The organism is Desulfomicrobium orale DSM 12838 (assembly GCF_001553625.1).
Taxonomy (GTDB): Bacteria; Desulfobacterota; Desulfovibrionia; order Desulfovibrionales; family Desulfomicrobiaceae; genus Desulfomicrobium; species Desulfomicrobium orale.
The window spans coordinates 651177-667724 of record NZ_CP014230.1 but is presented as its reverse complement, the minus strand read 5'-3'; the positions used below and the strand labels follow the sequence as shown (position 1 = coordinate 667724).

The 16548-nt window shown below is 62.1% G+C and carries 19 protein-coding genes; 4 read left to right on the top strand and 15 right to left on the bottom strand.

Annotated elements, in window-relative coordinates; all coding sequences use genetic code 11:
- Window positions 1–5 precede the first annotated feature (5 nt).
- The 7 genes from AXF15_RS02950 to AXF15_RS02920 form a co-directional block, all read right to left on the bottom strand.
- Window positions 6–998 (bottom strand): NAD(P)H-dependent glycerol-3-phosphate dehydrogenase, encoded by a 993-nt coding sequence (locus tag AXF15_RS02950; protein WP_066603125.1) that lies wholly within the window; start codon window positions 996–998, stop codon window positions 6–8.
- A 20-nt stretch (window positions 999–1018) separates the two neighbouring features.
- Window positions 1019–1297, bottom strand: a complete 279-nt coding sequence (locus AXF15_RS02945) for a hypothetical protein (protein ID WP_066603122.1) — start codon at window positions 1295–1297, stop codon at window positions 1019–1021.
- 6 nt (window positions 1298–1303) lie between these two features.
- Window positions 1304–2212, bottom strand: coding sequence for a dihydroorotate dehydrogenase (locus AXF15_RS02940; RefSeq protein WP_066603120.1), 909 nt, complete (start codon window positions 2210–2212; stop codon window positions 1304–1306).
- A 2-nt stretch (window positions 2213–2214) separates the two neighbouring features.
- Window positions 2215–2988: an iron-sulfur cluster-binding protein gene (locus tag AXF15_RS02935; protein ID WP_066603118.1), complete on the bottom strand. Its 774-nt coding sequence runs from the start codon at window positions 2986–2988 to the stop codon at window positions 2215–2217.
- Window positions 2985–4586 carry an AAA family ATPase gene (locus AXF15_RS02930; protein ID WP_066603115.1) on the bottom strand — a complete coding sequence of 534 codons (1602 nt, stop codon included), beginning with the start codon at window positions 4584–4586 and terminating at the stop codon, window positions 2985–2987. The genes AXF15_RS02935 and AXF15_RS02930 overlap by 4 nt, the downstream gene beginning before the upstream one ends.
- A 123-nt stretch (window positions 4587–4709) precedes the next feature.
- Window positions 4710–6200: an ATP-binding cassette domain-containing protein gene (locus AXF15_RS02925; RefSeq protein WP_066603107.1), complete on the bottom strand. Its 1491-nt coding sequence runs from the start codon at window positions 6198–6200 to the stop codon at window positions 4710–4712.
- Window positions 6201–6215: 15 nt separating this feature from the next.
- On the bottom strand, window positions 6216–6824 hold the full coding sequence (locus AXF15_RS02920) for a YceI family protein (protein ID WP_066603104.1): 609 nt from the start codon (window positions 6822–6824) through the stop codon (window positions 6216–6218).
- Between the two features lie 298 nt (window positions 6825–7122).
- Between AXF15_RS02920 and AXF15_RS02915 the strand changes: the two genes are divergently transcribed.
- Entirely contained in the window at window positions 7123–7644 is a 522-nt protein-coding gene (locus AXF15_RS02915) for a rhodanese-like domain-containing protein (RefSeq protein WP_066603102.1), read from the top strand.
- 114 nt (window positions 7645–7758) lie between these two features.
- Here the strand turns inward: AXF15_RS02915 and AXF15_RS02910 are convergent, their stop codons facing one another.
- Window positions 7759–9300 carry an SLC13 family permease gene (locus AXF15_RS02910; protein ID WP_066603094.1) on the bottom strand — a complete coding sequence of 514 codons (1542 nt, stop codon included), beginning with the start codon at window positions 9298–9300 and terminating at the stop codon, window positions 7759–7761.
- Between the two features lie 319 nt (window positions 9301–9619).
- Here AXF15_RS02910 and AXF15_RS02905 point away from each other — a divergent pair, with 319 nt between their 5' ends.
- Window positions 9620–9817, top strand: a complete 198-nt coding sequence (locus AXF15_RS02905; RefSeq protein ID WP_066603092.1) for a Trm112 family protein — start codon at window positions 9620–9622, stop codon at window positions 9815–9817.
- Window positions 9818–9909: 92 nt separating this feature from the next.
- Here the strand turns inward: AXF15_RS02905 and rfbC are convergent, their stop codons facing one another.
- Window positions 9910–10458 (bottom strand): dTDP-4-dehydrorhamnose 3,5-epimerase, encoded by a 549-nt coding sequence (gene rfbC, locus AXF15_RS02900; RefSeq protein ID WP_066603090.1) that lies wholly within the window; start codon window positions 10456–10458, stop codon window positions 9910–9912.
- A gap of 181 nt (window positions 10459–10639) precedes the next feature.
- Between rfbC and AXF15_RS02895 the strand changes: the two genes are divergently transcribed.
- Window positions 10640–11344 (top strand): AzlC family ABC transporter permease, encoded by a 705-nt coding sequence (locus tag AXF15_RS02895; protein WP_066603085.1) that lies wholly within the window; start codon window positions 10640–10642, stop codon window positions 11342–11344.
- On the top strand, window positions 11320–11646 hold the full coding sequence (locus AXF15_RS02890; RefSeq protein WP_066603083.1) for an AzlD domain-containing protein: 327 nt from the start codon (window positions 11320–11322) through the stop codon (window positions 11644–11646). Before AXF15_RS02895 ends, AXF15_RS02890 begins: the two co-directional genes overlap by 25 nt.
- 58 nt (window positions 11647–11704) lie before the next feature.
- On the opposite strand, the gene AXF15_RS02885 is transcribed toward AXF15_RS02890, so the two are convergent.
- The 6 genes from AXF15_RS02885 to AXF15_RS02860 form a co-directional block, all read right to left on the bottom strand.
- Entirely contained in the window at window positions 11705–12613 is a 909-nt protein-coding gene (locus tag AXF15_RS02885) for an amino acid ABC transporter permease (protein ID WP_083517827.1), read from the bottom strand.
- A complete protein-coding gene (locus tag AXF15_RS02880; RefSeq protein WP_066603081.1) occupies window positions 12610–13413 on the bottom strand; it encodes a transporter substrate-binding domain-containing protein in 804 nt (267 codons plus the stop codon). The genes AXF15_RS02885 and AXF15_RS02880 overlap by 4 nt, the downstream gene beginning before the upstream one ends.
- On the bottom strand, window positions 13406–14134 hold the full coding sequence (locus AXF15_RS02875; protein ID WP_083517826.1) for an amino acid ABC transporter permease: 729 nt from the start codon (window positions 14132–14134) through the stop codon (window positions 13406–13408). Before AXF15_RS02875 ends, AXF15_RS02880 begins: the two co-directional genes overlap by 8 nt.
- Before the next feature lie 93 nt (window positions 14135–14227).
- Window positions 14228–14671: a universal stress protein gene (locus tag AXF15_RS02870; RefSeq protein WP_066603077.1), complete on the bottom strand. Its 444-nt coding sequence runs from the start codon at window positions 14669–14671 to the stop codon at window positions 14228–14230.
- A gap of 237 nt (window positions 14672–14908) precedes the next feature.
- Window positions 14909–15661 (bottom strand): FlgO family outer membrane protein, encoded by a 753-nt coding sequence (locus AXF15_RS02865; RefSeq protein WP_066603074.1) that lies wholly within the window; start codon window positions 15659–15661, stop codon window positions 14909–14911.
- Between the two features lie 41 nt (window positions 15662–15702).
- On the bottom strand, window positions 15703–16425 hold the full coding sequence (locus AXF15_RS02860) for a hypothetical protein (protein WP_151192265.1): 723 nt from the start codon (window positions 16423–16425) through the stop codon (window positions 15703–15705).
- Between the last annotated feature and the right edge of the window lie 123 nt (window positions 16426–16548).

The following is a 16548-nucleotide window of genomic DNA, read 5'->3' as shown; positions in this document are numbered from 1 at the left end:
CGCGTTCATTCGTCCCGCAAGGGGCGGTTCATGAGTTCATGCACGGCCCCGGCCGGATCTTTTCCGGTGAAGAGCACGGCATGCACCTGTTCCGTGATGGGCAGCTCGATCCCGAGTTTCAGGCCGAGTTCACGGACCGCCTGCGTTGTCTTGACGCCTTCGGCCACGTTGCGCATGTTCGCCAGGGTTTCTTCCAGGGTTTTGCCTCCGCCGATGGCCAGACCCACCCTGCGGTTGCGGCTCTGGTCTCCGGTGCAGGTCAGCACCAGATCGCCCAGGCCGGACAGGCCCATGAAGGTTTCCGGGCGGGCACCCAGAGCGGCGCCCAGGCGGGACATTTCCGAGAGTCCGCGCGTAATGAGCCCGGCCCGCGCGTTTTCCCCGAAGCCCACACCGTCGGCGATGCCCGAGGCGATGGCCATGATGTTCTTGACCGCACCGCCCAGCTCCACTCCGGTCACGTCATCGTTTACATAGACACGGAGATGCCGGGTGGAGAAAAGATGCTGTGCGAAATCCGCCATGTCCGGGTCGGTACAGCCCAGCACCACGGCCGTGGGCCGGCAGGCCGCCACCTCCGAGGCGAAAGACGGCCCCGAAAGAATGGCGTAGCGCGGGGTCAGTCCGGCCAGTCCGTCTTCCACCACCTGCCGCATGGTTCTGAAGGTGCCCAGCTCCACGCCCTTGCTGGCGCAGACTATGCGGGGGGCCGGAGGAAAAAATCCGCGCAGATCCCGCAGACAGCCGTCCATACTCTGGCAGGGGATCGCCAGCACCACGCAGTCCGTGCCGTGCAGAACTTCCGCCGGGTCGGAACGGGCCTCAAGGGCCGGACACAGGGCGTGACCGGGCAGATAGCGGGCGTTCATGCCGGTCTCCGAAATTTCTCTGGCCGCCTCCGCATTGCGGACCCAGAGCCGGACCCGCTCTCCCTTGCGGGCCAGCATGTCGGCCAGAGCAGTGCCCCAGCTGCCTCCCCCCAGCACGGCGATGTGCACAGCCGTCTCCTTGTATTCGCTTAGAAGTCCCTGCCGTCGGAAAAAGAACCTGCGTGGCCCTCTTCCCGGCGGCGGTGAAATTCCCGGATCAGCACTTTTTCCAGGCACTGGAGACAGATGTCCATGTTGTGGCAGTCCCGCAGGCGCAGTTCGATGGCTGGGGGCGTTTTGCCGGTCTGTCCGCCGAGACGGCTCAGATTGACCGGATCCTCGATGAGCAGAGTGTACCGCTCCTCGTGCAGGCCGTCTTTCAGCCCCGGAATTTCCGCTTCGCAGATATCGCAGAATCGTCTGATCATGTGTCCTCACACCCGCAGGGAACCCCGGAACTCCTCCCAGGAGGAGATGCCCAGAGATTCGGTCAGCAGGCGCACCTCATCCACCAGACGGAAGGCGTTGTCCGGGCGCATCAGGTTGTACGTGCCCACCTGTACCGCGTGTGCGCCCGCAAGAATGAATTCCAGCACGTCTTCAGCCGAGGTGATGCCGCCCATGCCGATGACCGGCACGCTCACGGCCCGGGCGGTCTGATAGACCATGCGCAGGGCCACGGGCTTGATTGCCGGGCCGGACAGGCCGCCCACCACGTTGGCCAGGCGGCTCTTGCGGGTGCGGATGTCCACAGCCATGCCGGAAAGGGTGTTGATGAGCGAAATCATGTCCGCCCCGGCGTTTTCCACGGCCCTGGCGATGACCGTCACGTCCGTCACGTTGGGACTCAGTTTGACCATGACCGGTTTGTTACCGGCGCGGCACTTCACCGCCTCCGTGACCCGGGCGGCCATGCCCGGGTCCTGGCCGAACTGTACGCCGCCCTCCTGTACGTTGGGGCAGGAGATGTTCACTTCCAGGGCCGCTATCTTGTCCTGCTCCGCGAAGATGGCCGCCAGTTCGCCGAAATCCTCCGCACTCTGGGCGTACAGATTGACAATGAGGACCGCGCCAGCCGGGATGTACGGCAGCTTGTCCTTCAGAAAGGCCTGTACGCCCACGTTTTGCAGCCCGATGGCGTTCAGCATGCCGCAGGGCGTCTCCGCGATGCGCGGCATGGCGTTGCCCGCCCTCGGGGCCAGGGAAATGCCCTTCAGGCAGATGCCGCCCAGGCTGCCCAGGTCGCCGTAGCGCATGAATTCCAGGCCATAGCCGAAAGTGCCCGAGGCGGTGATGACCGGATTTTTCAGGGTCAGGCTCCCGAGCCGCACGCTCTGATCCATATCTATACCTCCAGGTCGATGTCGCGCACGTCGAAAGCCGGGCCATGCACGCAGCTTTGCACATACTCTCCGGCGGTGGTTTTGCCCACGCACCCGAGACAGGCCCCCACGCCGCAGGCCATGCGGTTTTCCAGCGACACCTGGCCGTCGGTGCCGTGTTCCAGGCAGTACCGGCGCACCGCCCTGAGCATGGGCTCCGGTCCGCAGGCCAGCACCTGTCCTTTTCCGGCCAGAGCCCGAATCCGTTCGGACAGCACCTGTGCGAAGGCGGTGATGTCTTCGGGCGATTTCTGCTGCATGGCCTCGCTGGGGATGCGTCCGGCGATTTCGTCGTAAGGATAATGCCGCAGATCCAGGCGATGTCCGAACAGCATGCGCAGGTTTTCCGTATTTCCGGTGCGGGCCATCATGATGAACGGGGCGATGCCCATGCCGCCCGCCAGAATCAGGCACGGACGCGAGGGGTCCGTGCGGAACCACCGGCCGAGCGGCCCCCAGACGACCGCTTTCTGCCCGGGCTCAAGCTCCGCCAGTTTCGCCGTGCCCCGGCCCACAATCTGGAACAGGATGCGCAGACCTTCGTCGGATACGTCGCAGATGGAAAAGGGTCTCGGCCAGAGATGTTCCATGCCCCAGTGAGGCGGCCTGATCATGATGAACTGTCCCGGCCTGCACGACCAGCCGGGCGGCGAGAGCAGGAGGTCCACCAGCGTGGGATCGGAGCGGGGCGTGCACGAAAGAACGGTCAGTTCCCGGCAGGGTGTCTGTCTGGTCATGGATTTCCTTGAGTGAGGGGTTGTGCTGAAGAGAGCGCTGCGGGATTTTCTCCGGCCATGCGGGCCAGTTCTTCCCGCCGCGACTCCGGAGAAAGGGCCGAGCACAGGGTGTATGTGCTGCCGCCGTGAATTTCCTTGCGGATGGCGAAATGTTCGTCGGCCATGCGGGCCAGTTGCGGCCAGTGGGTGATGAGGATGATCTGCTGCCGTCCGGCCAGCTCCCGGATCCGCTCCGCCACCTTGGTCAGGGTCCGCCCGCCGATGCCGGAATCCACTTCGTCGAACAGCAGGGCCGGGAGCTGCTCCCTGGTCCGCAGGCTGACCAGGGCCAGCAGAAAGCGGGACAGTTCGCCGCCCGAGGCGATGCGGTCCAGCGGCTGCGGAGCCAGTCCTGGATTGGGCACCCACAGGAAGCGGGGCCGGGCCTCCTCCACGCCGGGATGTATGGCCTGGAGCCTGAAATCCACCAGCACGCGCATGTGCTCGGAAAAGCCGAGTCCGGAGAGTTCCCGCTCCAGGCTTCCGGTCAGTGCGGCTGCGGCCTCCCGCCGGGCCGCGTTGAGGCTGTCCGTGGCCCGCCGCAGCGATTCCACGGCATCGCGCTCTTCCTTTTCCAGACGCTTGAGTTCCAGCCCGCCGGCGTCCAGGAAGGACAGGTTTTCCTCGATTTCCCCGCCCAGAACCACAATGGAATCTAAAGACCGCTTCAGCCTGCGTTGCAACTGCTGGAGCTCCCACAGCCGTTTTTCCGTTTTTTCGGCGTCGAAAGCCTCGGACTGGCGGGAAGTCAGGGGACGCAGCTCGCGCAGCATGTCCGTGAGAGCATCCCGGAACCGTCCTGTTTCCCTGGCGTATTCCCGGAACCCGTCATGCCCGTCGCTCAGTCCGGCGAGCAGGCGCTCCAGTGCGGTCAGGCTGTCCTGGAGCCCGCCTTCGCCGAGCACAAGACCCTGGGCTTCGGATGCCTGCTGGCGGAGTCTTTCGCTCTGCCGGGAATCCTCGCGCCGGCGCAGGAGTTCCTCCTCTTCGCCGGGCCGGGGATCCACCTTGCGGATTTCGGCCAGCTGGAATTCCAGCAGCTCGCGCCGTTCCGCAAGACTGGCCATGCGCCGCTCCACTTCGGCCTTGCGGTCCAGCACGGACTGCAGTGCGTCTCTGGCAGCGGCCTGAGCGGCGGCGATTTCCGCGTCGGGCAGAAAGGCGTCCAGAATTTCCACATGGTGCTCCGGCGAGAGCAGCCGCTGCTGTCCATGCTGGCTGGTGTGCATGAGCAGGCGCGGCCGCAGTTCTCCCAGGCGTTCCTGCGCGGCCAGATCGTCGTTGAGATACAGGCGGCTGCGTCCGGTTTTGGCCGACAGCTCCCGGCGCAGGAAAATTTCTTCTCCGTCCAGACGGAAGGCGGCTTCCACCAATGCCTTTTCCCGCCCCGGGCGGACCAGATCGGCGGCGATGCGCTCCCCCAGAATGAAATCCAGCGCGCGCAGAATAAAGGATTTTCCCGCGCCGGATTCACCCGTCAGCACATTGAGGCCCGGATGGAATTCCAGTTCCACGTCGTCGATGAGGGCGAGATTTCTGATGCGCAGTGTTTCGAGCATGGGTTTTCGCGTTCGTGTGTGCGGCGAGACGGCTGTTGCCCCGGCGGGGTACCGGAACCTCATAGCTTTGCCCGAAGGGCAAGGCAATTGCGGAGAGGAACGTCCGGGGCGGATATCCGCGAATCAGTCCGCCCGATCGAACAGTTCGCCGAAAGCCGGATGGGCGGACAGTTTTTTCCAGAAGCCCTGAAAAACACATGCGCCGTCATCCAGCAGCAGACCGTGGGTCGGCAGATCTTCCATGTATTCCGGCGAATGGGTGGCCAGTATCAGGGTGCGGCCCTGGCCGGTCCAGTTTCGCAGGAGCATGGCCATGCGTTCCCGCCACGGCGCGTCCAGGCCGGAAAACGGCTCGTCCAGCACCAGAAGCTCCGGCCCGCGGGTCACGGCCCTGGCCAGCATGACCTGCCGGAACTGCCCGTAGGAAAGGGTTGCCACCTGCCGTTCTGTCCAGTCTTTCATGCCCCACAGCCGGATCAGTTCATCGGCCCCGGCTTCGTCGGCCGGAGAAAGATTGCGGTGCACACCCAGGCCGTCGCACAGGCCGGAGAGTATTGCGTCGCGGCATGAGACGCCGGGCTCCAGACGCTCGGCCAGCCACGGCGCGAGAATGCCCATACGGCCGCGCACGCTGGAAATTTCCGGGCGGCCCTGATGGCCAAACCAGGATATTTCCCCGCCGGGCCAGGGGTGGCGGTAGCCCGTGGCCAGTTGCAGCAGCGTGGATTTGCCGCTGCCGTTGCGGCCGAGCACGGCCCAGCACTGCCCTGCTTCAACCGTCCAGGTGAGGTTGTTCACGGCGGGATGGGCGTCCATGACCACAGAACAGGCGCGCATATGGAGAATGTGCCGCGGAGATGACGTGTCGTGGCGCTGACGGGCGGGCAGGCTTAAAGGCGGCGGGGAAGAACCGCATGGCGGACTGTCCGCGATCCGTCCCCGTTCCAGATGGATGCGCCCGGTCACGCAGGCCGGGACGGGCAGCAGACCGTGCCCGCTGACCAGAAGCCGGGTGTGGCCGGTGGCGGCCATTTTCTCCAGGGTACCGAGCAGGGCGTGCTGTCCGGCGCGGTCCAGCCCCTGGGTGAGCTCGTCCACGGCCAGCAGTTTGGGATCGGAGATGAAGGCCCGGGCAAGGAGGGCGCGTTTGGCCTGCCCCGTGGAGACGGAACGCATGGGCCGGTCCAGCACGCCGCCAAGGCCCATGTCCCGGCCCAGCAGACAGGAACGCTCGCGCATTTCCTCCGTGGGCGGCGTATAAAGAAGCGGCGTTCCGGCCAGACCGCCGCAGATGACTTCCCAGACCGGGACATCCAGGTCGTGCCGCTGGTACCAGTCCGCCTGGTCCGGCGTGACCATCCGCATGAACGGGCGGGCGGCAATGGGTGACAGGGTTTCCTCGCCGTTCAGGCGGTAGACGCGCTGTCCGCCGCCGCGCTGTGAGGGCCAGATTTCTCCGGTCAGCAGCCGGAGCAGGGTGGTCTTGCCCGCGCCGTTGTCGCCCAGCACGGCGTAGTGTGTCTGGCCGGAGATGCAAAGCGTCAGGCCATGCAGCACCCGGGTCAGGCCCAGGTCCACGTGTACGTGGTCCAGTTCTATTTCCAGATGCCGCATGACGGGGCGGGCGGCTCAGCCCCGCTGCAGGAGTTCCATGTCGATGGTCAGGTCGATGGTGTCGCCCATGAGGCCCATCTGGCTCCACTTTTTCGAGCCCACGTTGAATTCCAGCCGGTTGATGGAGAATTCCGCCAGCAGACCCAGTACCCGCGTGCCGGGCATTTTGTCCGTCATCGGATGCTCGCGGATGCCCAGAATCTGCACCGGCACCCGCACCTCGGCGGTGACGTCCTTGATGGTCAGATCGCCGACCACCGTCAGGCCGCCGTCCCCGCCGGGCAGCACTTCCTTCGAATTGAAAATGATACGCGGCGCGTTGGCCGCGTCCAGAAACTCCTCGCCGCGCAACTGCTCGTCCCGTTTGGGCAGGCCGGTGTGCACGCTGGCGCTGTCCACCAGAAAATAGAACTGCGCTTTTTCCGGAGCGTCGGGATTGAAATCCATCTGGACGGAGAATCTGGAGAAGACTCCGGGGATATGACCCGCAATATGCTGGATGCGAAAGCCGATGAACGCATGCTCTGTATCCACTTCCCACCGCCGGGAAGGCTCTTCGGCCAGAGCCGGGACGCAGGACAAAAACCAAGCCAGAAAAACGGTTATCAGCACTACAGGACGCATCTTTCTCTCCTTGTTGCTCCCATGCCGGTCCGCGCTCATAAACCGCGGGACGCGTCGGGACTCGCGCGGACGCGAGACGCCACTTTTATTACTGCCCGGATTTTCTCCGTCAAGGATTTTGCGCCGTTTCCGTCAACTTCATCATATGGAGGATGCATGTATTTTCAGTAGATTATGACTCCGGGCCTTGGATGTTTCTCGTACTGCATCGGCTGTCCTCAGGCCGGAACCATGGCTCCGTGGTGGACCCCAAAGCGGCGATCAGGAGCTGCAAGCCGCCACGGGCGCGGAAATCTGAATGTCCGAGGACTCTCCGGTAACCTTTTCATTCCGGGCCCTGCGCGAGAGCGATACGCTCCAGGCCGGGTCGGCCCGCTTGCAGGTACTGCATATGCCCGGGCACACGCCGCAGTCTCTGTCACTTCTGGTCACGGCCGAGCGCCGCGACTACGAGCGTATGCTGACGGAGCTGCACCGCATCGGCTACGACCGCGTGCAGAGATATCTCTCCGGGGGAATCAAGGCGTGGCTCCTGAGCGGCCGGAGCGTGGCCAGACTGGCTCAGATTTCCTGCGAAGCGGTACAGAAAGGCGCGTCGGACGTGCTGCTGGATGTGCGCACCGACGCCGAATGGGAGAGCGGCCATGTGCAGGGTGCAAGGCATGTTCCCCTGGCGGACATTTTGAACGGAAATATCCCGGATCTGGCAAAGGGAGAAAACATCGTGGCCTATTGCCGTTCGGGATTCCGCTCCAATATCGCGGGCAGCATCCTGGCCCAGGCCGGATTCACCAGCGTCCAGTCCATGGCCGGGGCGTGACGGCCTGAAAAAACACGGGCTACCTGCTGGATCTCTGCAAAGGCTGCGCGCGCTTCCTCCAGAATCATGAGAAAGGCCCTGCTATCGGCGGCAGGGCCTTTCCTGTCTGGATGGCTACAGCCGTATGCCGAAGGCGATGGGCATGAAGATGTACATCATGACGATGGTGACCACGATGCCGATACAGTTCAGCACCATGCCCGCCTTGAACATGTCCGGTATGCGGATGATTCCCGAGCCGAACACGATGGCGTTGGGCGGCGTGGCCACGGGCAGGGCGAAAGCCAGGGACGCACCCAGAGCCACGGGGATGGCGATGAGCAGCGGCGGATAACCGAGCCCCTGGGCCATGGAGATGCCCAGCGGCACGAAGGTGGCGGCCACGGCCGTGTTGGAGGTCATCTGGGTCAGCAGCATGACCACAGTGGCCATGATGGCCATGACCATGACCGGGCTCATGCCCCGCAATGCTTCCATGTGTCCGGCGATGAACTTGGACACGCCGGAATGGTCAAGGCCGGCTCCCAGCGCGAAACCGCCGCCGAACAGCAGAATGGCGTCCCAGGGAATGCCTTTGGTGAAGAGGCTGCTGTCAAGCAGCATCCGGCCTTTCTTGAAGTCCACGGGGATGAGGAAACACAGCAGCAGGGCGAGCATGCCCACGGTGGAGTCGGAAACGACCTTGCTTACGGCGAGAGTCTTCTCGCCCATGACAAACGGAGGGAAAAGTCCCAGAATCTGGGGGCGCAGCATCCAGAACGAAGCCGTGAAGACGAACAGGGCAAAGGTCAGTTTTTCTCCTTTGCTCATGGGACCCAGCTGTTCCAGTTCATGATCCACGACGGCTCCGGCCTGGGCTAGGTTCAAATCCCTGATCGGGAACATGAGCGGCAGCACCCACCAGCAGGTGCCCATCATGACCAGTGAAATGGGCGCGCCGACCATCATGAACTTGGAGAAAGGCACGGCCGAGCCCGTCATTTTGGCCACCTGTCCGGCCATGACCGCGTTGGGCGGTGTGCCGATCAGGGTGGCCATGCCGCCGATGGACGCGGAAAAAGCGATGCCCAGCATGACGCAGATGCCGAAATTGGTGGCGGCTTTTTTCTCGGCTTCGGTGCCGCCCTCGCTTTCCCTGACCATTTTGATGATGGCCAGGCCAATGGGCATCATCAACGCCGCACAGGCCGTGTTGGACATCCAGGCCGAAAGAAAGCCCGTGGACACGAGAAAGCCGAGCAGCAGCATCTTGGGATTGGTGCCGCAGAACTTCAGCACCAGCAGGGAGATGCGGCGGTGCAGGTTCCAGGTTTCCATGGCATAGGCCAAAGCGAAACCGCCCACGAACAGCCAGATCAGATCCTGAGCGTAATTGGGAGCCACTTCCTTGGCCGTCATCACTCCGAAGGCGGGAAAAAGCACCAGCGGGGCCAGAGCGGTCACCGCTATGGGCACGGCTTCAAACATCCACCATATGGCCATCAGAAAGGATATACCGATGGTTTTCCAGGCCAGAGGGGCAAGGTCGCTGGGGGCGGGAACAATCATGGTGAACAGCAGGCCCGCAAGGCCAGTAACCAGCCCGATAACCTGTTTTTTCCGCTCACCGGTGAACCCGGCTCCCTGAGAGACATTGGTGGACACAGAAGCACTCATGTTCTCCTCGCTATGGAAATAGGTGAAACCAGACCAACTCTAACTCCAAAATGATGCTCCGGAATTTTTCAGAGCATGACGTCAGAGAGATGTATCCTCCTCGGGTAAAAGGTTTCATGGGCACGGCGCAAAAATTTCCGCCCCGAACTTCTGCCCGTGAATTCCTTTCCGGTCAAGTCCGGGAGGGGAAAAAGGCCGTACAGTCAGGCGAAACGGTCCCGGCGCGTGCCGGCCTTGTAAGGACTCATGGTTGCCGCTAGAAACGGGAGCCGTGGTATGTTCGTTTCATGAAATGCGTGAAAGCGAGAAAGGAGGACGTATGGCGCTGAACAGGGAACTCCTGCACATTCTGGCCTGTCCCAAATGCAAGGGAAGCCTGGAGCTTCTGGGCGCGGAGGAAGGGCTCAAATGCGCCGCATGCGCGGTGGTCTATCCCATCCGGGACGAGATTCCGGTCATGCTCATCGAGGAAGCCGTGCCCGCGGAGAAATGGGACCAAGGGCAGCGCGAGGTCTGATGGCCGCAGCAGGGTGGAGCGGAAGACGCCTGCCGGCAAGGCTTTTCGGCCGTGTCACGGCATCCAGCTGTGCCCAGTCGTGAATTTTTGCATCACGGAAACACTTCGGCCTCGGCCAGCAGGACTCCTCTGGAGTCCTTGTCCGACAGAATGGGCTGTCCCGCATAGTGCCAGTCGATTCCAATGGCCGGGTCGTTCCAGAGAATGCACCTCTCCGACTGGGCCGCATAGTAGGCCGTGGTCTTGTAGAGAAACTCGGCCGTTTCGCTCAGGGCCACGAACCCGTGGGCGAAGCCCGGCGGAATCCACAGTTGCTGCTTGTTGTCCTCCGAGAGCATGGCTCCCGTCCATTTACCGAATGTCGGCGAGGATGCCCGGATGTCCACGGCCACGTCATAGACACAGCCCTTCACGACGCGCACCAGCTTGCCCTGGGCATGGGGCGGAAGCTGGTAATGCAGCCCCCGCAGCACGCCGCGCGTGGAGCGGGAATGGTTGTCCTGCACGAAATCGGGGTTAAGCCCCGTGGCCTGGCTGAATCTGCTCGCCTGAAAACTCTCGAAGAAAAAGCCCCGTTCGTCTCCGAATACGCGCGGGGTGAACAGAAAAACTTCCGGGATATCCAGAGAAATGGCGTCCATGTTACCCACTCTTGCTGATTATTGACAGGTTCGCGTCCGGAAAGTTCCGGACGGAAGAAGGTTTCATCCGCCGCGGCCTGTTGTCAAACACCTGTCTTTCCCGCCGGCGGAAGGCTGCTGTCTGGCTTTGTTCCGGGATGAAGTAAATGGGCCTTCCCTGGCACCCGAAAAAGGAGCGTTCATGACCATCGCTTTCCGCCCGGGCCCGCTGGGTCCGGCTTTCCGTCAGACTCTGCCCGTCATCCTGGGCTATGTGCCGGTGGGCTTCGCGTACGGCGTGCTGGCACAGAAATCGGGCATATCGGACCTCAACGCCATTCTCATGAGCCTGCTGGTCTATGCCGGATCGGCCCAGCTCATCGCGGTGGGACTCGTGTCCGCCGCTTCTTCGCCTCTGACCATCGTGGCCACGACCTTCATCGTCAATCTGCGGCATCTGCTCATGTCCGCCGCCCTGGCCCCTTTCCTGAAACACTGGAGCGGCCCCCGGCTGGCCCTCTTTGCCGGGGAGATGACGGACGAAACCTTCGCCCTGCACGCCGGACGCTTCGCCAGGGGGGATGCCGGGCAGGCGGAGACTTTCGGCATCAACGTCATGGCTCACTGCGCCTGGGCCGGAAGCACGGCTCTGGGCGTGGGCGCGAGTTCTTTTGTCACGGACGTGAAACCCATCGGGCTGGATTACGCCCTCCCGGCCATGTTCATCGCCCTGCTGCTCGGACAGCTCAAGTCCCGTACGCACGCCGCCGTCGCCCTGGCCGCCGGAATCCTCTCCATATCTCTTTTTCTTGCGGGATTTGCCCAGTCCCACGTTTTGATCGCCACCATTTCGGCCGCCACCCTGGGCCTTGGAGTACATACATGGATCAGCAGACGCTCTTTCTGACCATCCTCGGCATGGCGGCCGTGACTTATGTCCCCCGCGTTCTGCCGCTTCTAGTCCTGGCCCGGCGGACCCTGCCCGATGCCGTCACCCGCTGGCTCGGCTTCATCCCCGCTGCCGTGCTCGCGGCCATGCTGCTTCCCGCCCTGACCGTCACGGATCAGGGGTTCGATTTTTCGGAGCAAAACGTCTTCCTGTGGGCGGCCCTGCCGTGCTTTCTGACCGGCTGGAAAACAAAAAGCGCCGCCGCCACGGTGGCCGTGGGCATGGCCTGCGTGGCGGCCGGACGCTATTTTCTGGCGTAGCGGGCTGTCAGGCGCGAGGCGGTTTCTGCGCTCTGTGGAGTGGAGTTTTCAGGGGCGCTCAGGCCGTATACAGGCCGCGCAGGCGCGTCTCCAGCCAGCTTGCGGCCAGGGAGCAGGAAAAGGTCAGGACAAAATAGAGCAGGGCCACACATGCCCAGACCTCCAGGGGCAGATAGATGGTAGCCATGAGCTGCGATCCCTGGAAGGTCAGTTCCTGAATGGAGATGACCGACACGATGGACGAGTCCTTGATGGTGGAAATGACCTGCCCGGCCAGAGGAGGGATGGCGTTGCGGACAGCCTGGGGCAAAATGATGTGCATCTGGAGATACAGGGGCGGAAAGCCCATGGCCCGGCCCGCTTCCCATTGCCCCCGGTCCACGGACTGGACTGCTCCCCGGACGATTTCCGCCACATAGGCTCCTTCGTACAGGCCGAGAGTGACACAGGCGGTGGCAAAGGCGTCGGCCTGGTCCAGACGGCCGATGAGGATTTCGGCCGCGGCCTTGAGGGCTTCCGGAGCCGCGCTGAGTGTTTTCTGCAGGGAAAGAAGTGGAGTGAGCTGGTCAGCCAGAAAATAATAGCAGAGAAAGACCAGCACCAGAGGCGGCAGATTGCGGCAGATTTCCACATATGTTCCGGCCATCAGCCGGAGATACAGGTGCCGGCTGGTCCGGGCCAGACCGGCCGCGGTGCCGAGAGGCAGCGCCAGCAGGCCGGACCAGACCGCCAGACGGACGGTGGTGAAAAGTCCCTGCAGCAGCAGACCGGGGCTGCCGTCCGGGCGCAGCAGGTAGTGGCCCAGCACCCGCCACTGCGCGGGCGCGCCGGAATGCGTTTCAGCGCTTCTGAATGCGAGGATGACCATCGCCCCCAGCGCAATCAGCAGCGCCCCGTCCAGCCACCCGAAGGCCAGCCGCTGGGTGGCCCAGGAGCCGTCCGCTCCCGGGCCGGGGCGTTTTCTCATTTGATCCGGGATTCCCAGTCCACGGTCTTGAACCAGTAGTCGTGCCGTTCTTTCAGCCAGCCTTCGGAGTCCGCCACAAGAATCCAGTTGTCCAGATAGTTCAGGAAATCCACGTCATTTTTGCGGATGGCGAACCCGATGGGTTCATGGGTGAATGTATCGCCCTTCAGGGGGAGATACAGCTTGTCCTTGTGGCGCAGGGCCTGCTGCTCCGGGAACGGCGCCGAGGCCACCATGGCATGGGCCCGGCCGTTCAGCACCTCCTGCAGAGCCTGGGCTTCGTCGTCGAACATGCGCAGGACGGCCTTGGGCATGTGTTTTTTGGCTGCGATCACGGAAGTAGCCCCGGTTTTCACGGCCAGGGTGACGTCCGGGCTGTCCAGTTCCCGCAGGGACGATATGCCGGGAGCCAGCTTGGAACTGGCTACCAGAGACATGCCCGAGTATTCGTAGGGTCTCGTGAAGTTCACCTTCAGGTTGCGGCTGGGCTGGATGCCCATGCTCCCGATGATGATATCGAATTTTCCGGTGAGCAGGGCGGGGATGATGCCCGACCATTTGGTGGGCACAAGTTCGAGCTTTACGCCCATGTCCTTGGCCACGCGCCGGGCCACGTCGATTTCAAAGCCGATGTACTCGCCGTCCTTGTCCTTCATGGCCCAGGGCACGAAAGTGTCGAATCCGACACGCAGGGTCCCCCGTTCCAGAACCTGGTCCAGAACGCTTTTTTCCGCCGCCTGAACCGGGGAGGCGGCAAGCCAGAGCATGAGAACCAGTAAAACTGTCAGTATGTTACGCATGTGATCTCCTTGTTTCCTGTTTTTCCAGAAATTTGCTCAGGCCGGAAAGGGCCAGGGTGAAGACGAGATATATGCCCGCCACGGTGAACCAGACTTCGAAGGCGAGAAATGTTTCCGCCACGATGATCTGGGCCTGCATGGTCAGGTCCAGCAGTGCGATGGTCGAGACGAGGGCCGAATCCTTGATGAGGGAAACGCCCTGACCGGTCAGCGAAGGCAGGGCGTGCTGGAGGGCCTGAGGCAGGATGACCCGCCGGTAGACGCTGCTTCTGGTCATGCCCAGACTGAGCGCACCTTCCCATTGCCCCCTGGGGATGGCCAGAATGGCTGCGCGGACGATTTCCGAGGCGTACGCGCTTTCAAAAAAGACCAGGGTCAGAACGGCGGACTGCATGCGGCCCATGTCCACCATCGGCGCCAGAACGAAATAGACGAAAAAGATCTGCACCAGAAGCGGCGTGTTGCGGATCAGCTCCAGATAGGTCCAGGCCAGAAACCGGCCCACGGGGGACGCGGAAAGACGCAGCAGGGCGACAGCCAGAGCCAGGACGGACGTGCCCGCGAAGCTGAAGAGCGAGATCATCAGCGTGACGCCCGCCCCGCGCAGGAGCGGGCCCGGAGAACCGTCGGGCAGAACGATGTAGGCCGGTATCCTGTACCACTGCCAGGAATATCCGGAGGCTTCGGCGCCGCGCATGACCGCCCATGTGAGGGCGGCCATGGTCAGTGCGTATCCGGCAACGGCGTATGCGGCGCGAATGTCTCGGCGTGTCACGGAAAAAAAGGCATGGACGGAGTCCGCCCATGCCGTTGTTTACGCCTCGGGGCGGATGGTCATGACCGGAACAGGGGAGGTTTTGACGACTTTCTCCGCTACGGAGCCAAAGAGGAGGCGGTTCAGACCCTGGCGTCCGTGAGTGGCCATGATGATGATGTCGGCCTTTTCCACCTGGGCCAGCGTGACAATGGAATCGGCCGCGTCACCGCTGACCACTTTGCCCGTGGCGCACACATCCGGAAAATGCTTGGCCACGAATTCCACCATGGTTTTTTCCGCGCCCACGGTGATGTCACCCACGAGCTGGGGCAGGGAGACCGCCGGCAGATCGAAAATTTCGTACTGAATCATGGACGGCGCCACATAGAGCGCCACGATTTCGGCGTTAAAGGCAAGGGCGAACTCCCGGGCCACCTTGGCCACGGGGGCACTTGCTTCGGAAAAATCCACGGGGCAGAGAATTTTGGTAAACATGGACATTGTTCTCCCTCCTGAAAAAAGTTGATTCTCCCGTCTGTCCGATTTCACGATGCAAAGTTAGCACAGCTGAAAATCATTGCAAGAACGGGTGGTTCCGGAAGGAAAAGTTTGGATTGCGGGCGAAGGCGGGATATTTCCGGGCCTTTCGCTTCGCGGTTTTCCGGCATCCGAAAAAAGACGGCCGGTCCGTTGCGGGCCAGCCATCCTGCGTTGAGAGAGGGAGTTTATCCAGAGGAATCACAAATCCGGCAACAGCGCTTTCTGGGTTTCCATATCCCAGTGCGGATGGGATGGAAGGCCCATGGAGGCGCGGAATCTGCCCAGTGCGGCTCTGGAGCCTTTACCCCAGCGGCCGTCGATTCTGCCGGTGTAGAAACCGAGATTGTAGAGCTTGCCCTGGATCTGTGTGGCGTCATCCCGGTTGCCGAGTTGCAGCAGCCGCGTTGAATACCTGGCCTGGGTCGGCGGAGAAGGATGCTGCATGAGGCGTGCGACCTCGGGCGTCAGCCTGAGATGACAGTGGGCCGCGGCCAGCAGGGCCTTGGTCCGGGCGTCCACGACTCTGGTGGAGACGGCCACGCTGTCGTCCGCAATGGCGTATGTGCCGCTGAGTATGGCCTGGACATCGACCGCCGGAGCAAGATGCCGGATTTGTCTGCTCAGGGCGAACTCGCCGCTTTCCTTGTGCGTGGTCAGAGTTTCTTCCCGCAGCCGCGCTTCGACGATTGTGTAGCCGAATTGGAAAAAGTTGTTGGTGACTTCTTCGCTCAGTATGCGGCCCAGTTCCGAGGTCTGTTCCATGTTGTGCAGATTGACAAAGGACACCGCCATGATGGGCGAGCTCCGGTCGACCCGGACCTGGATGGATGCAATCAGTTTGTGGGTGATATTGGCGCACAGGGTCTCGATGCGCGACGCCCGGCAGTTTTCCAGGGCCCAGACGGGCAGCGCCGTGAACACGAGAATGAGGGTGAGGAGTGTTTTGATCATTTTTCTGTCAGCGGGTTGATTGTTGTCCTGTTTCTGCCGGATCAGTTGTCCACCAGCGTGTATCTTTTGAGATAGGCATCGCCCAGGGGTTTGCGGTGAACGTAGTTATGCATCTGGGACACTTCGACATAAAATATGCTGGAATCCCTGTACACGTATCCGCCGGGATGAACGAGGGACGTATTGACCTGGATTTCCGCTTTTGAATCGTTGGACCCGAAGTATCCCTCTTCCTCGGATATGATGGGGATGCGCTGGTATTTCCCCTCTTCGTCTTTTACCTGCAGAAATTCGGGCTCCACTGTTTTGCGGATGCCGGGGTGTTTCTTCCTTCTTTCCTGAAATCCGGGGTTTCCGACCCTCCGGATGGGGCCGCGCGTCTGGATCTGCACTTCGAGAGTGACGCTTCCTTCCGGGCTGAAAGTTACTGGTACGCCATATGCAAAAAGCTGGGTGATGAGGGCTTCCCGGTAGGCTTTGGCAAAAGGCGTCGTTCCGGCCGGAGCCACGTACACTCCCATGTCTGCTCCGGCGAAGAAATGCTCCAGAGCCTTGCTGCCCTGGGAGGCGACCTTGTCGGCCAGCAGATCCCAGTGCTGCATGGACTGCATGGTGCGCTGCGTCGAGACCGGATAGCCGGTGGAGACGGGCTGCTCAGCTGTGACCAGGTACTTCTCGTGCTGCCGGTCGGTCCGGAAGGGGTAGCCGCCGGAACAGCCGGCCATGATCAAAAGGGGCGTCAGAATCAGAAAAATTTGGCGCATTTTCATATCATCCTTTGGCATAAGGAATGTTGTAGTATGCATAATCGGCATGTTTGGAAAAAACTTGATCTTTATTTTATATTGGTCCGGGCGGCATGCTTTCCGGCCGGAACTCCTTTGTCT